Origin of the sequence: Fodinibius salinus, assembly GCF_008124865.1 — a bacterium.
In the GTDB taxonomy this organism is placed as follows: Bacteria; Bacteroidota; Rhodothermia; order Balneolales; family Balneolaceae; genus Fodinibius; species Fodinibius salinus.
On the sequence record NZ_VNHY01000001.1, the window covers coordinates 535,446 to 551,330 of the forward strand.

Annotated in this window: 15 protein-coding genes; 10 read left to right on the top strand and 5 right to left on the bottom strand. The window is 43.8% G+C overall.

All coding sequences use genetic code 11. The features are described from left to right. Positions 1-152: 152 nt before the first annotated feature. Positions 153-2,180 carry a methionine--tRNA ligase gene (metG, locus tag LX73_RS02385; RefSeq protein ID WP_148897868.1) on the bottom strand — a complete coding sequence of 676 codons (2,028 nt, stop codon included), beginning with the start codon at positions 2,178-2,180 and terminating at the stop codon, positions 153-155. A gap of 215 nt (positions 2,181-2,395) precedes the next feature. Beyond that, on the bottom strand, positions 2,396-2,875 hold the full coding sequence (locus LX73_RS02390; protein ID WP_148897869.1) for a hypothetical protein: 480 nt from the start codon (positions 2,873-2,875) through the stop codon (positions 2,396-2,398). A gap of 322 nt (positions 2,876-3,197) precedes the next feature. On the opposite strand from LX73_RS02390, the gene LX73_RS02395 reads away from it, so the two are divergent. Further along, on the top strand, positions 3,198-3,779 hold the full coding sequence (locus LX73_RS02395) for a DUF6940 family protein (protein ID WP_148897870.1): 582 nt from the start codon (positions 3,198-3,200) through the stop codon (positions 3,777-3,779). A gap of 110 nt (positions 3,780-3,889) precedes the next feature. Here LX73_RS02395 and LX73_RS02400 read toward each other — a convergent pair whose 3' ends face one another. Next, on the bottom strand, positions 3,890-4,738 hold the full coding sequence (locus tag LX73_RS02400; protein ID WP_170245556.1) for an LEA/WHy family protein: 849 nt from the start codon (positions 4,736-4,738) through the stop codon (positions 3,890-3,892). Positions 4,739-4,839: 101 nt separating this feature from the next. After that, positions 4,840-5,367 carry an RNA methyltransferase gene (locus tag LX73_RS02405; protein WP_148897872.1) on the bottom strand — a complete coding sequence of 176 codons (528 nt, stop codon included), beginning with the start codon at positions 5,365-5,367 and terminating at the stop codon, positions 4,840-4,842. 264 nt (positions 5,368-5,631) lie between these two features. Here LX73_RS02405 and greA point away from each other — a divergent pair, with 264 nt between their 5' ends. From greA to pta, 8 genes are all read left to right on the top strand, one after another. Next, entirely contained in the window at positions 5,632-6,102 is a 471-nt protein-coding gene (gene greA / locus LX73_RS02410) for a transcription elongation factor GreA (RefSeq protein ID WP_148897873.1), read from the top strand. A gap of 4 nt (positions 6,103-6,106) precedes the next feature. Beyond that, a complete protein-coding gene (locus tag LX73_RS02415) occupies positions 6,107-7,459 on the top strand; it encodes a UDP-glucose dehydrogenase family protein (protein WP_148897874.1) in 1,353 nt (450 codons plus the stop codon). Positions 7,460-7,553: 94 nt separating this feature from the next. After that, positions 7,554-8,507 (top strand): UDP-glucuronic acid decarboxylase family protein, encoded by a 954-nt coding sequence (locus tag LX73_RS02420; protein ID WP_148897875.1) that lies wholly within the window; start codon positions 7,554-7,556, stop codon positions 8,505-8,507. Next, positions 8,507-8,956 (top strand): NUDIX domain-containing protein, encoded by a 450-nt coding sequence (locus tag LX73_RS02425; protein WP_148897876.1) that lies wholly within the window; start codon positions 8,507-8,509, stop codon positions 8,954-8,956. Before LX73_RS02420 ends, LX73_RS02425 begins: the two co-directional genes overlap by 1 nt. Further along, positions 8,938-10,182, top strand: coding sequence for a BamA/TamA family outer membrane protein (locus tag LX73_RS02430; RefSeq protein WP_148897877.1), 1,245 nt, complete (start codon positions 8,938-8,940; stop codon positions 10,180-10,182). Before LX73_RS02425 ends, LX73_RS02430 begins: the two co-directional genes overlap by 19 nt. A gap of 4 nt (positions 10,183-10,186) precedes the next feature. Further along, positions 10,187-11,938 (top strand): caspase family protein, encoded by a 1,752-nt coding sequence (locus LX73_RS02435; RefSeq protein WP_148897878.1) that lies wholly within the window; start codon positions 10,187-10,189, stop codon positions 11,936-11,938. Between the two features lie 3 nt (positions 11,939-11,941). Continuing rightward, on the top strand, positions 11,942-12,802 hold the full coding sequence (locus LX73_RS02440) for an EamA family transporter (RefSeq protein ID WP_148897879.1): 861 nt from the start codon (positions 11,942-11,944) through the stop codon (positions 12,800-12,802). A gap of 13 nt (positions 12,803-12,815) precedes the next feature. Beyond that, positions 12,816-13,805, top strand: coding sequence for a phosphate acetyltransferase (pta, locus tag LX73_RS02445; protein ID WP_148897880.1), 990 nt, complete (start codon positions 12,816-12,818; stop codon positions 13,803-13,805). Between the two features lie 38 nt (positions 13,806-13,843). Here pta and LX73_RS12895 read toward each other — a convergent pair whose 3' ends face one another. Next, the gene (locus LX73_RS12895; RefSeq protein ID WP_170245557.1) at positions 13,844-14,002 is read right to left on the bottom strand and encodes a hypothetical protein; all 159 of its coding nucleotides are present in this window, start codon (positions 14,000-14,002) and stop codon (positions 13,844-13,846) included. A gap of 424 nt (positions 14,003-14,426) precedes the next feature. Here LX73_RS12895 and sufB point away from each other — a divergent pair, with 424 nt between their 5' ends. Beyond that, on the top strand, positions 14,427-15,875 hold the full coding sequence (gene sufB / locus LX73_RS02450) for a Fe-S cluster assembly protein SufB (RefSeq protein ID WP_148897881.1): 1,449 nt from the start codon (positions 14,427-14,429) through the stop codon (positions 15,873-15,875). The last annotated feature ends 10 nt before the right edge of the window (positions 15,876-15,885 follow it).

Below are 15,885 nucleotides of genomic sequence, written 5' to 3' on the forward strand. Positions count from 1 at the left end.
TGTAATTTTTTGTACTCTCAGGATTTCATTATGGGTTGAACCGATATAGAGTACCTACCCAACCTCAGTGGAATTGTGTGCCCTGAATTTTTAAATCCTACAACGGGATGTATGTAAAGGACATAGATCAATCATGTTGACTAAAAAGAATATTATGTTATAGGACTGCCGGGAGCAGCATCGGTTCCAACAAACTTTAGGGTACCATCGGATTCTTCGCCCATCAGAATCATGCCGTTACTTTCGACGCCCATTAGCTTTTTAGGCGCCAGATTTGCCACCACACATACCTTTTGGCCTACGATTTCCTCAGGATTAAAATCATTGGATATGCCCGAAACAATGGTGCGTTCTTCGAAACCAAGATCCACTTTAAGTTTAAGTAACTTATCTGCTTTTTCGATGGCTGAAGCTTCAATGATTTCACCCGCCCGAAGGTCCATTTTCATAAAATCATCGAATTCCATGTTCTCTTTCAATGGTTGATAGTCTATTTCTTTTTCGTTTTCTCTGGTTCGCTTCTTTAGCTTTTCAAGCTGCCTTTCTACTTCTTCATCCTCAATTTTTTCAAAAAGGATCGTCCCTTTGGTAATGGGGGCACCGCTGGAAAGAATAGGACCCGAGATATGAGCCCATCGCAATTTTTTATCAATATTCAGCTCATCGCGCAGTTCTGCCATCTTATTCGGAAGAATAGGATCGAACAGTACGCTGAGTGCTGCTGTAATCTGCAGGCAAACATGTAGTGTATTAGCACAAGTTTCGCGGTCGTCCTTCCGGGTATGCCACGGTTCCATCTCCGTAAAATACTTATTCCCGATGCGTGCCAAGTTCATCGTCTCAGTAATAGCTTTACGCATATTAAAAGACTCATAGGCATCGCTGATCTTCTGTTTTTGCAGCTCAATTTTGGCCAGCGTCTTGCGGTCCTTTTTGGTGGGACTATTCAACTGGGGTACCTTGCTGTCAAAATAGTTTTCGGTGAAAGAGGTGGTGCGATAGACAAAATTACCGAGGATATCTGCCAGTTCACTGTTTACCTTACTCTGAAAATCCTCCCACGAAAAGTCTGAATCTTTAGTTTCGGGCAGGATAGTACCCAGCACATACCGCAACAGGTCGGGATCAAAATCTTTGAGATACTCTTCCAGCCAGACAGCCCAGCCACGAGAAGTAGAAAGCTTCTTGCCCTCTAGATTTAGAAATTCATTGGCTGGCACATTCTTAGGCAGAGTATAATTACCGTGAGCCATCAGCGTAGCAGGAAACATAATGCAGTGAAAGACGATATTGTCTTTACCTATAAAATGTATAAGGTCGGTCTCTTCGTCCTGCCAGTATGCTTTCCACCGCTCGGGGTCGCCTTGTTCTTCAGCCCATTCTTTGGTAGCGGAGATATATCCTATGGGAGCATCAAACCAAACATACATTACTTTTCCGTCAGCATCGTCGAGAGGGACGGGTACGCCCCAGCTGAGGTCGCGCGTAACAGCACGGTCAGCCAGTCCGTCGTCGAGCCAGCTTTTAACTTGTCCTTTTACGTTCGGCTTCCAGTTTCTTCGGCTATCTAGCCATTGTTCCAAATCTTCCTGAAAATCGCCCAGCGGCAGGTACCAGTGAGTAGTTTCTCTGGTCTCGGGCGTATCGCCAGTGATGGCACTTTTGGGATCGATCAGATCGGTAGGGGAAAGTGACTTCCCGCAACTTTCACACTGGTCGCCATAGGCTTCATCATACTCACAATTAGGACAAGTGCCTTGTACATAACGGTCGGGCAAAAACATCTCAGCTTCGGGATCGTAGAGCTGTTCCTCGGTTTTCTGCACGAAGACATCATTTTCATAAAGTTTCATAAAAAACTCTTGTGATGTCTTGTGATGAACTTCCGAACTCGTACGTCCGTAGTAATCAAAATGAATGCCGAAGTCTTGGAATATCTGCTTGTTACGGTTGTGAAACTTATCTACAATATTCTGTGGAGAGATCCCTTCCTTTTCGGCGGCAATAGTAATGGGAACGCCGTGTTCATCTGATCCACAAATATGGATGATATCTTCGTCAGTCAGTCGTTTGTAACGGACATAAAGATCAGCGGGCAAATAGGCGCCTGCTAAATGGCCTAAGTGAATGGGGCCGTTGGCGTAAGGTAGTGCAGAAGTAACAAGCGTGCGGTTGGACATGTTTTACTTTTAGTGGAAATTTTGGATAAGAGTAAAAATAAGAGTATAAAGCTTAAAATCACAATTCAGTTGGAAAATAGGCAAGTTTGGTGAGTAGTTGACAGGGCAGGTGCTGAAATGCTAAATGTAAAATTTATGAGGCAAATAAGACTTACTCCAATGACCAGCAGTTAACCTATCACGGTTATTCTTTAGACAGTCATCACTGTTGTTCGTTATTCTTCTTCGTTGGCACGCTGCTTCGCCTTGCGTTTTTTGTAGTTAACCCATCGCACTCCAAAACGTTTTATATTAACTTCGTCACGAAACTTCTTAGCCTTCTCCATAACCTTCTCGTACTTTTCTTCATAACCTTCAGAGTCGGGTTTGCCAACATGAAACGTCTTGATTTTCTGGTTGCCTTCTTTGTCTTTATAACTGATACCCAATGATACCCTTCCATTGTTGGTTGTTCTATGGATACCGAGTTCGCCGGTAACACTGTTTTTATATTGGATTTTTTCGTCGGGATTTCGTGCCGTTTGTTTCCAATCGGCCAACCACTCATCACGAAATTCAATAGCAGCTTGTTTAGCCTCTTCCCAGCTGTCATAGTTACGGCGGCGGAACCGCTTGCTCACCTTGCGATGGTCGCGCTGGATACGTACCCAATAGCCGCGAAGGTTTTCATCATCAACTTTTGTGATATTCTTCATTTACATGTCCTTTAACTGTTAAACCTAAAGCTTTTCTCTCTTGTTTCTTCCAAAATAATAAAATTTATTATTTGATGTAATGTTAAAGTAATATCAGGCACATAGTTATTAGCACCCTCTGTGATCACAATTTTATGACTCGTAAAAGAGTTAGGTTGAGATCAAGAGAATACCAGAAACTAGTTTTCCTTGGTCTAAGTTACAGGCTTAAACAAAAGTTATACCGGCCGAATTCGTGGAAGTGCGGGAAAAGTAACCGAATTGAAAGTATTAACTTAAATTGGAACGGATTATTTTTGAAATGAAAGCGCTATAATTGATAATGTTTAAATTCCAGGATAAAATACTAGCTGAGGATAGATCCATAAAATATCATATAAACTATAAAGATAAGAGGGTTAGTTTTAGGCAATTTATAGATTTACTGCAAAGTGATAATGATTTTCGATCTTTCTTTATCGAATTGTTGTCCAATGTGCCGTTTGATGCCTACCACTGGGAGACACCACCGGTAACCAAGGCTACTACCGAACAGCCGTTTCAATTCGTAGTCACTAATAGTCCCGGCATAGACTTAGCGCCGGATGTAGGGCCTTTTGCACAGTACTTTGGTGAGGATGATCAGGTATCAATATTTGATAATCTTGGAGGTGATGCTAAGCTGATAGCTCCTGCTCCGACCCATCCAGAGAAAAACTATTCACATATTGGTGTTTTTACCGAACAAGCACCTCTGGAACAGCAGAAAACGTTGTGGCAGCGAGTAGGGCAGGTAACTGAAGCAGAGTTATCCGATCAGCCGATTTGGCTAAATACCGCGGGTGGGGGTGTGGCATGGTTGCATGTACGATTCGATTCTGCACCTAAATACTACCGGCATCGTCCTTATCGATATTTTAATTGAGGTTTTTATAAGACATTGATTTGCTCGAGAAGAAATTAACCATTCATTTTTTTGTTACCCAAAAACGAATCCGAAAGTACACTAGGATTCCTCTCGGGCAGCTTTTCCGATTATCTGCTAATTGGAATTTGGCCGGACTTATTGATCCCCAAATTTGAGTTACCCAGAAGTGAGTGGAGAGCCTTAAATTTTAGATTACCGTCCAATTTGTAATTCAGTGATTGATCCCCGGAGATAACACGGTAAGCCGACCTCCCAATTTGCCCGATATCCAATGAAATGGGGATATTAAGTTCGGTAATCCCATTTTGTCGAATTTGAGTATTTGCAAGCGCATCTCCTGAAGCCCATTGGCTGCCGTTGACTGCAAAATCATATTGTAGGACATCCACATTCATCCCAAAACCATTGGGATTATCAATTTGTAGTTTTAGACCAATATCGGCGCCGCTGAGACTTAGGCTGTTAACAGCTATATTCTCTACACTTAATTTGGGAAGTTTTAGCATCGGAATAGACCCTTGCTTTCCGACCGGGATCTCTGTTCGCCCCAGTGTCGGCATATCGAATGCCAAGTGACTTATAAAGCGGTATGATGATTCATCCTTTTGTGCTAGTCCCTTAATAGAACGATATAGTTCATTGAAGTTTACTGTTATCGGCACCTCAAACATGCTTACTCCGGAAGCTTCAATATTTATTCCTTCTTGCTGATCTCCCTGAATAAAGGAATTGCCGTTGATATCCAGATTGTAATCATAGCCTACCATTTGTAAAGAAACAGGATTGGGGTTATCAATCTTAATATTATAGGTAAGCTCAATTTCATTAAAATTGAAGCCGGTAACACGGACGTCATCAACAGACAACCGAGGTTTTTGGACATCGGCTAGTTCTTCAAGAGTTTGGCAGCTTGACAGGAAGAGAATAATAGCGATTAGAATAGCAGATTTTTTCATATTCATAATAATCAAGAGGAGTAAGAGATATATATTAGATCCAAATAGTATTGTGCAAAGTTTGCAAAGGATATAAAAAGATCTATCCACATTGGCCAATATTACCAGTATTTTTCCAAGAAAGCGTATAACGCTACACCTACTGTTACCGATACATTCAGCGAGTGTTTGTGTCCATACTGCGGTATTTCTATAAAATCATCAATATGGGAGAGCAGTTCTTCATCTACACCAGTGACTTCATTGCCAAAGACAAGACATATTTTTTGATCATTGGGCAGTTGATAATCAGGAAGAAGTATGCTTTCGGTGGTTTGTTCGAGTGCCAAAAGTTTATATCCTTCATTTTTGAGTGCGCCAACTTTTGAGGCAAGGTCCTTGATATATGTCCATTCCATATGTTTTTCAGCTCCGATAGCCGTCTTCGAAATTTCCGGTCGGGGTGGAGTAGGACTAAAACCGGACAGTAAAATACTATCAATGCCGAAAGCATCAGCACTGCGAAAAGCAGCGCCTACATTATGCATGCTGCGGACGTTATGCAGCCAAATTTTGGCTGAATCCATAGCTCCCGGTGTATCGCGTTCAAGATTTTGTTCAAGGATTTCTTTCGTGCTTAGTTTTTCCATAATGAGCTTTTTATAATTCAAAAATTCATTCAGTTGCCCTGAACGAGGTCGGTAAACTTATGGCGGTATGGGTTTAGTTCTATACTATACGCTTAACTCAATGTATATTTACAGAATAAGGGCCATAAAGTACCAAATTTAGATTTGGTATAAGAGTGTTAATCATGGTATTTTATTAGGCATGAAAATGAATTAAATGTCAGCTGTTAGCTGGCATTTACTTTTTGTGGATGGAAATATATTTCGAATAAAACCCTGATCGTCGTGGAAAAGAATTATTTATCCCGTGAAGGATTTGAAGAATTGGAGGAGGAGCTTGAAGATCTCAAGGGCCGCGGACGCCGAGAAATCGCTGAAGAGATTGCTGAGGCTCGTGCCAAGGGAGATTTAAGTGAAAATGCCGAATATGATGCGGCGAAAGAGGCGCAAGGCATGCTAGAAAAACGTATTGCTGAGCTTGAAAATGCCTTGGCCAACGCTCGTATTCTTGATGAGGAAGATGTCAATACAGACAAAGCCTACCTGCTTTCTACAATTACGATTTATAATCATAATGTAGATAAAGAGGTTAAATATACCCTTGTGTCTAAAGATGAAGCGGACTTTAAAGAAAATAAGATTTCGGTTGAATCGCCTATTGGTCAGGCTATTTTAGGCCAGGAAATAGGGGACGTAGTAGACGTTGAAGTACCAGCCGGAGAACTGAAGTTAGAAATCAAAAAAATTGAACGATAACTAAATGGATATAGCGGTTATAGGCACCGGATATGTGGGGCTGGTCAGTGGCACTTGCTTCGCCGATTCCGGCAATGATGTAACGTGTGTTGATATTGATGAAGACAAGGTGGCCCAGTTGCGCGACGGGCAGATCCCCATTTACGAGCCGGGCCTGGAGCCGATCTTCGCCCGCAGCATCCGCGAGGGACGGCTCCGCTTTACCACGGAGATCCAGCAGGCGGTAGGAGAGGCCGATATCGTGTTCTTGTGCTTGCCGACCCCGCCCGGCGGCGACGGGCAGGCCGACCTCTCGGCGGTCATGAGCGTGGCCGGACAGATAGGTCCGCTCCTCGAGGGGTATACTGTGGTTGTCAACAAGTCGACCGTGCCGGTCGGCACCGGCGACCGCCTCGAAGAGGCCATTGCCGAGAAAGCGAGCAGCGACCGCTTTGCTGTGGTCTCCAACCCCGAGTTCCTCCGCGAGGGGGCGGCCGTGGAAGACTTTATGAAGCCCGAACGCGTCGTTGTTGGCACCGACAGCGACCGGGCGGCCGAGACCATGACTACCCTGTACGAGCCGTTTGTACGCTCGGGGAATCCCATTATTACCATGGATCGCCGCAGCGCCGAGCTGACCAAATATGCTGCCAATGCGATGCTGGCCACCAAGATTACCTTTATGAACGAAATCGCCAACATCTGCGAGCGGGTGGGCGGCAACGTAGACAACATCCGCCGGGGGATCGGTACCGACTCCCGCATCGGCAAGCGCTTTTTGTTTGCCGGCATCGGCTACGGAGGCAGCTGTTTCCCCAAGGACGTCCAGGCGATCCACCATACAGCCGGCGAGCATGGCTACGATTTTAAGATTGTGGATGCGGTGATGAGCGTGAACAACAGCCAGAAGACCTCCATTGTCCGCAAAATGGAGCGGTACTACGGCACCGATGACTTCAGCGGCAAGACCTTTGGGATGTGGGGGTTGAGCTTCAAGCCCGAGACCGATGACATCCGCGAGGCTCCGGCGCTGTATATTGCCGAAGAGCTGGTAGGCCGAGGGGCCAAGCTCCTAGCCTATGATCCGGAAGCTATTGGTACCTTTAAGGAAGCGACCAGCCAGGTTGTCCTCGACAATACCACCTTTGTCCACAACCAGCAGGAAGCCCTGGACGACATAGATGCGCTCGTGATTTGTACCGAGTGGAACGAGTTTCGCCGGCCGACCGTCGACCGCTTCCAAGACCATATGAAGCAGCCGGTGATCTTTGACGGACGCAACCTGTATAACCTGGAACGAGCGGCCAAGGCAGGGATTACGTATATCAGTGTGGGACGTCCTGCGGTTGGAGTTGATGAAGAGCTTATTGAGAAATAGAATACTTGCTAATAGGAGTATAGATCTGACACCAGAACGTTCAACAGTAACGATTAATTTTTACAGTTTCTGTATTCTGAGTTTATAAATCTACATGAGCAAAAAGAAAAAACGTGTTCTCATCACTGGTGGCGCCGGATTTCTGGGTTCACATCTTTGTGATCGATATTTATCCGAAGGTTATGAAGTAATCTGCATGGATAACCTTTCCACCGGCAGTGCCGATAATATTGCGCATTTAACAGGTAACGATCATTTTAGTTTTGTCAAACATGATGTGACGAATTACATCCACGTAGGTGGTGATCTTGATCTGATTTTGCACTTTGCGTCTCCCGCATCGCCGATAGATTACCTGGAAATGCCCATCCAGACCTTAAAGGTGGGATCACTCGGTACTCACAAGGCACTGGGTTTAGCAAAAGCTAAAGACGCTCGCTTTCTGCTGGCCTCTACCAGCGAAGTGTATGGTGATCCCAAGACCCACCCACAGGCCGAAGACTACTGGGGGAATGTGAACCCCATCGGTCATCGCGGGGTCTATGACGAAGCCAAACGATTTGCCGAAGCCATGGCCATGGCTTATCACCGGTATCATGGTGTAGAAACGCGTATTGTACGAATTTTTAATACTTATGGTTCTCGGATGCGCATCCACGACGGACGCGCGCTGCCTACTTTCATGAGGCAGGCCCTGCGCGGGAATCCGTTGACCGTCTATGGAGACGGCTCGCAGACGCGTTCTTTTATGTATGTGGATGATCTGGTAGAAGGCGTTTGGCGATTATCCCAGAGTGACTATACCGAGCCGGTCAATATTGGTAACCCCCAAGAAATTAGTATCCTGGAATTTGCCAAAGAAATTATCGATCTGACTGGCTCTGACAGCAAAATAACTTTTGAAGAACTACCCAAAGACGATCCACAAGTACGTCAGCCGGATATCAGCCAGGCAAAAAAGGTACTGGAGTGGGAGCCCAAGTACGATAGAAGGGAAGGACTGTCAAAGACTTTTGATTACTTTAAGAAGAAATCGCTGCCTGAGTAATGAGTCGCCTTGTAGATGTGTATCCGTATAGCATAGAAAAAGATCAGATTCAGTTTTTGGTATTGAAGCGATCAGCCGATGTTCGCTATGCCGGACAATGGCGTATGGTTGGCGGTAAGGTAAAAGAAAATGAAGAAGCGACAGATGCTGCTATCCGTGAATTAAAGGAAGAGACGGGATTAAGTCCTGATATTTTTTGGACAATTCCCTCGATAAATCAGTTTTATGACCAACAGTCTGATACTATTCACCATATTCCCGCTTTTGGGGCGCAGGTTAATCACAGTGAACAACTTAGCCTGAATCACGAGCACCGCGAATGGCAATGGGTTTTGGAAGATGACGTTGAAGACTATATTAAATGGCCGGAACAACGCAGGTTGATGAATCTACTTGCGAACATTGTTACAGATAATGAAATACTGGACGCGTGGATAAACAAACAGTAGAAAGGTTTAAGCGACATACTATTATTTTTGCGGCTTTATTCGTTGCAGTACTGGCATGTAGTCTTAAGAAGGCACATGCCCAAGAAAAATCATACGAATTACTGCCTGCTCCTGATGTATGGTTCAATAGCACGGATGGAATTCGGATAGGTGGGCGTCTCCGTGGGCAGCAGGCCGGTACTTTTGGTGATGGTCCGCATCGGCTGAATATGGGGCTGTGGCTTGGGACGAAGATACCTGACCATCCCGTTTCGTACTATCTTTCTTACACCGAACCTATTGCCAAACTTTCTGATTATGGAAGCGAAGCAAGTATCAGGCTGGAAACGTCTTATCGCACAGGATTTCAACAGCACGGACTTTCTTTTAACAAGCGCTGGCAAAATGGTTTTAATGAAAAGAATTATAAAGAATTGTCTGTCGGTACTCGTGCAGAAGAACGATTTGATAACGAGTATCTACTTTATCCACAGCTTTGGCAGAATGATTGGTTGTATTTAGCTTCAATAGGTTACTTATCAACAAATGTAAATACGCTGGGGCGGCATCGCTTTTCGCTAAACCTGGATGTAAATATGGCGGGTAATTATGATCAGTTTGTGAGGGGAGAGGCTTCATACCAGCAGCAGGTTTCGCTTTCTTCAGCTTTTACGCTTACCGGCCGTATATATACCGGCATAGCATCGAATACGACCGCACCGCAGTACTTATTTTCTCGTTCTTTGAAATCTGCTCATAAGTGGATGAACAGTGGTTTGACCCGCGCAAGAGGTACTATTCCTCCGTCTTGGATAAGAGCAGGTAATATCCAGATTACCGGTGGACCAAACTTGCGGGGATATGTAAGCTCTGATATCAATGTACTGAACAACTCGGCAGCTCCGTTGATTACTTCCTTTTCTGCATTGAATTTGCAGTTGAAGTATCCCAACCCCATTGGTAATGCTATTGATTCCATTCCAGTAGTAGGTGGAGTGATGGATTTAGACTCTTATTTATTTTATGATGGCGGAACTTCACTCGGTATTACCGATGTCGAAGAGTCCAGACTGCTTTCTGATGCTGGATTGGGATTCACATTTTCCATCAATATTCCCGATTATCTCGGTAAGCCCCGCGGCATTAACATCCGATATGATCTGCCGTTGTGGGTTTCTAATCCTGGGAATGAAAATTCCTTTAAGTTTCGGCAGGTCATTGGCATTAGTACTGTAATTGAGCTGTAAATCAGTGAGGAAATTTTCCTACATATTGTTACTGGCGTTTTTTGCGGGTGGATTATGGAGCTGTACCAGCGGCCGTTGGATGGTCAAAGATCGTTCTGCTGTTGACACCACCGAGTACAAAGTGTTGGAGCAGAATCGATTTTTACAGCAGGCTGATTCTGTAAATCCCCAAAGCCCTACGTTGCAGCTTAATTTAATGTCTCGCACCAAATATCAGTATTCTCAACGGCTGCTGGCCGAGCGTCAAATTCAAGATTATAAGCTTCAGCCCGGTTTTATGGCCTTGGGATTAACAGGAGCCGCCTTGTCTTTTTATGGCGCCAACTCTTCGGCTTTCAGCAGTGGTAGATCAAGAGGCTATTCACTAACACTGAATGCTGTGGGGGTACTGTTGACGACAGCAAGTTTTCTAAACTTTAAGGCTGTTGGTGAGCCTCGACCTACCGGTGAAGAACGATACCTGCGCAATGTGGGCAACAGTATTCGCGTAGATACTGTACATATTCAATCAAAACCCAATGATAAGCCGTCTGTGACTATTCAATATGGTGATTTGACCATTTCAGAACAGCAGTTGACCATTAATAACGGCCAGCTAACTGTTCCACTGGCTGAACCGATTAATGAACTTAACCTAGAAGGGTCTGATCCCGGAACGGTCGGAGTATCTGTTGCTTTTGAAGATTCTACTTATTCTTATGAGTTCCCAATATCTGATGTACTGCAGCCGTACGCTAATGTCACTGCTCGGTTTTCGCCGCTAAGAAATACCTCCGATGATACGGCTGATAATATTGTGGCAGATTTGGTTGAGGGCAGTAAGCTGCAAATTAACAATACCAGTTTTGAAAATTGGTACCAGGTTTTATACGGTATTGCAGAGCATTATGTTGCCAAAGATGATGCCGAAATTGTTTGGCGTCCTTCCGATTTTAAGCAAGAAGAGCAGATCAAAACCGTTTCTCGTATTGCTTTCGGTGACGTAGATGTAGAGAGTAATATATCCATTTTAAGGGGAAATCATCCTAATGCCATTGGATTGATAATTACTAACGAAAATTATGCATCTGGTAACGAGCGAATGTATGCTCACCGTGATGGCCGCCTAATCAAAACCTATTTAAACAATGCTATTGGTTATTCCGAAGAGCAGATTTATGAACTCCAAGATTTCAGCAATCCTTCTGAAGTCAGCCATATTCTCTCTGAAATTCGTTTAGCTGCCAATGAAGAATCAGAACTGACGGTATATTTGAGTGGTTATGGTCAGATTTCTGAAGGCAAGAATTCTACTGTCAGCATGCTGGGAGTTAGCACAGATACCTCCAGTGTACAGTCTGCTGTCTCTTTCAGGCAAATCTTAGAACAAATAAATACCATAACTTCCGGACAGATACTCATTATTTCTGACCTTGATTTTAGTTCTTCCAGTCAATTAAAGAATTATAGTGCTGCCGAAAGGAATCGGCTGTTATCAGCTTCATCAGAAGTATTGTTGGATGCTAATCCCCAGTCAGCCGTACTTTTTTCTTCGCGTCTTAATCAGCCTTCGGCACTATATCAATCCGTTCAGGAAGACAAGAAACACCACATTTTCCCCTACTTCTTTACCAAAGCATTACAGCAGCGAAACACTACGTTGACAGATATCTACCAGTATTTGCAGCGAAATGTATCTTATACAACGCGTAAATTGCATGATCGTCCTCAAGATCCTCTGTTGTTGGGCAATACAACCATAGATTTACAGAATTAACAGATGGCATACCTCTTTATCATCCTCAGTTCTGTATGTTCGCTGACAATTGCACATTTGCTTAAGCTAACGGAAGTGAAAGAACTGCGAACGCTTAATACGTTAACGGTTAACTATATAGTTGCGGCTGTTTTTGCGCTGGTTGTAGATTTAAACGGTAGTGGAACGACAAATTTGGGTTCGCAAACCACCGTCTTGCTTATATTTTGTGGCTTAGTAGGCGCCTTTTTTATTAGCAACTTTGTTGTTTATGGTAAATCGGTGCACACTAACGGAGTGGGGATCACCATTGCTTCTATGCGTATGTCATTGCTCATTCCCGTGCTTATATCCGTCTTTTTCTACGTCGAATACCTAGACGGTGTAAGGCTGGCAGGTGTTGTGCTAGTCTTTGGAGCTATGGCACTGTTAGTCCCCAAAAAGAACAACAAGCTTAAAGTGGGGAGTATTAATGCCTCTTGGCTGCTGCTTATCATTTTTGTGCTGTCAGGTTTTGCGGATGCATCCCTGAAAATTTATCAAGAAGAGTTCAGCACTAACCTTAACGAACTTACTTTTATGGGGATGATTTTTGTAGGTGCATTTATCATCGGGCTCCTTATTTGCATATTTCGAGAAGGGCCAATTATTCGAAAAAAAGAAGCTATGCTGGGAGCCGTCATCGGAATTCCCAATTTATACTCTTCAATTTTCTTAATTTATGCGCTTGATGGCATAAGTGGATCTGTTGCCTATCCCATTGTGAACATTTTGAACGTACTTGGTGGTACATTCTTGGGATTGCTGGTCTGGAATGATAAAGTTTCATACAAACAATGGGCCGGTATCGCAGCCGCAATTATTGCAATCTTACTGTTGATATAGTGAAATTGATATAATGGAATCCATAATTGAAGATATTCGAAATCGTGCATCAGAGAAAGGAAAGACAATTGTGTTCCCGGAAACCGATGACCCGCGCATATTGCAGGCTGCATGTCATTTGGTAACCCAAGATATCTGTGATGTTATACTCATAGGTGATGAAAAAGAGGTTAATAAAAAAGCGAAGGAAGAAAAGGTTAAACTTCCGGCGGCAATACAATATCATTCCACCGCTGAGGTGACTGAAGAAATGGTAACACATTTGTACAACCGCAGAAAACATAAAGAAATATCTCGATATGAGGCAGAACAAAAACTGTCGCAAGATTCACTGTATTTTGGCGCCGCACTCGTAGCAGTAGGTGTTGCGGATGGTTGTGTAGCGGGATCGCTGGCTACCACGGGAGAGGTAATTCGAGCAGCTATCCATAATATAGGACTTAGAGAGGGAACAGATATTGTCTCGAGTACATTTTTGATGGCACTGAAAGATGGACAAGTGCTTACCTATGCAGATTGTGGCGTCGTTCCTTATCCAGATGAAAAGGAACTAGCTGATATTGCTATTGAGTCAGCTCGAACTCACCGATTGCTAATGCAGGAGGAGGCAACGGTAGCTATGCTCTCATTTTCGACCAAGGGTAGTGCGAAACATGAGAAAACGCAACTAGTGACTAATGCTTTGGAAAAGGTGCAAAAAAAAGCTCCCGAATTACAGATTGACGGGGAATTGCAGTTTGATGCAGCTTTTGTACCCGAAGTGGCAAAACGCAAAGCACCGGAATCCAATGTGGCAGGCAAAGCTAATACCTTTATTTTTCCCAACTTGGATGCGGGCAATATTGCCTATAAAATTACCGAACGTCTGGCTGGAGCATCAGCTACCGGACCAATACTGCAGGGCTTAGCCCATCCAATGATGGATCTTTCCCGCGGGTGTAGCTGGCAGGATATTGTGAATGCCAGCTGCGTAGCAATATTATTTGCAGGTCAAACATCTTGAGCCATATCGGCTTGTCCGGCCGTTATCCTAGCATTGCCTTAGCCAACTATTGCTCCATAAGTCAGATGCAAAATTAGGGTCATAATTACATACTTAGATCCAGATTCTAGATAAAAGGGAGCATCAGCAGCAAGTTGACCGGCATATCCCAATCCAAAGAATCCCCAACCAATAATGGGACTCAATACAATCATCATAAAACCCTACAGGCCAAGCGCCAGGTAAATCCCATGCTTCACCGAAACATTATTATCCAAGAAATAGATTGGTACTACAGACCCAAAAGCACCGTATCCAAAATCAATCAGTAATGGTAAAGGACTAATATTGAGGCCAAAATAATCAAAAACTATTTGTTAGATAGTCTCATTCTATTGGTTTTGTATGCATAATTCTGGCATTTTATAACTGAAAATAGAGGGGTGAACTAATAGTTTAATTTCATCGAATTAAGTTTAACTTGCTAGTAAGTTTGCTTATATTTTGTGCTCAGAAACAAAGCGGGCAGATCGACCAATTTAGAATTAGTCTGCTTTAAGCTATTTTGCAGAACGTATCTAGCAGAACTGATGTTGACTAAGCTAATTATTAAACACCACAAAATACGGTATAGATATAGTTATGAGTGAAACTGAAGCGCTTGAATCCATGGTAGGTGGTGAGTATAAGTATGGTTTTACCACTGATGTGGAATATGAAGATTTTCCTACTGGAATTAATGAGGATATTATCCGGGAAATATCTCGTCGCAAAGACGAGCCGGAGTGGGTACTGGAGTTCCGGCTTGAAGCTTTTGAAAAATGGAAGCAGATGGAAGAACCTGACTGGCCCAATGTTGAGTACGAAAAGCCCAATTTTGATGAAATCCAGTATTACTCTTCGCCTAAGAAAGAGAACGGAGAAAAGCCGGAAAGCCTGGATGATGTAGATCCACAAATTCTGGAAACGTATGAAAAACTGGGTATTCCACTGCAGGAGCAAAAACAGCTGCAGGGTGTTGCCGTTGATGCTGTTTTTGACAGTGAGTCTATTTTTACCACTTTTAAAGAAAAGCTAGCCGATGCGGGCGTTATTTTCTGTTCTATTTCTGAAGCTATTCAGGATCATCCTGAACTGGTGAAAGAGTATATGGGATCAGTCGTTCCCAAAGGTGATAACTTTTATGCAGCTCTGAATTCTGCAGTCTTTTCTGACGGATCGTTTGTTTACGTTCCGGAAGATACGGTATGTCCGATGGATCTTTCTACATACTTTCGTATCAACAATATGCAGTCGGGGCAGTTTGAGCGCACGCTCATTATCTGCGAAGATAACAGCCACGTAAGCTATTTGGAAGGCTGTACCGCACCGATGTATCAAGAAAATCAGTTGCATGCTGCTGTTGTTGAGCTTGTTGCTCTTGAAGATGCAGAAATTAAATATTCTACGATTCAGAACTGGTATTCCGGAGATGAACAAGGCCAGGGCGGTATCTTTAATTTCGTTACAAAGCGTGGACACTGCCGCGGTGATAACTCTAAAATATCTTGGACACAAGTAGAAACTGGTTCCGCTATTACCTGGAAATACCCCAGCGTGATAATGCAAGGAGATGGTTCTATAGGAGAGTTTTTCTCTGTGGCTGTAACGAATAATCGTCAACAGGCTGATACCGGTACTAAGATGATTCACGTGGGTGAAGACACAAAGAGTACCATTATTTCGAAAGGTATTTCGGCCGGTGAATCTGACAACAGTTATCGCGGGCAGGTAAAAATTAGTCCACGTGCCGAAAATGCGCAAAACTATTCGGTTTGTGATTCCATGCTTATCGGACAAACCTGTGGTGCGCACACCTTCCCCTATATCGAATCAGCCAATCCGACGGCCAAGGTAGAGCACGAGGCTTCTACTAGTCGAGTTGGCGAAGATCAGATCTTTTATCTGCAACAGCGCGGCATGGATGAAGATGACGCAATTTCGCTCATCGTTAATGGTTTTTGCAAGGAGGTATTGCAGGAGCTGCCGATGGAATTTGCTGTGGAGGCTGATAAACTGCTGGGCATTAAGCTTGAAGGCAGTGTCGGTTAATCATTCATTA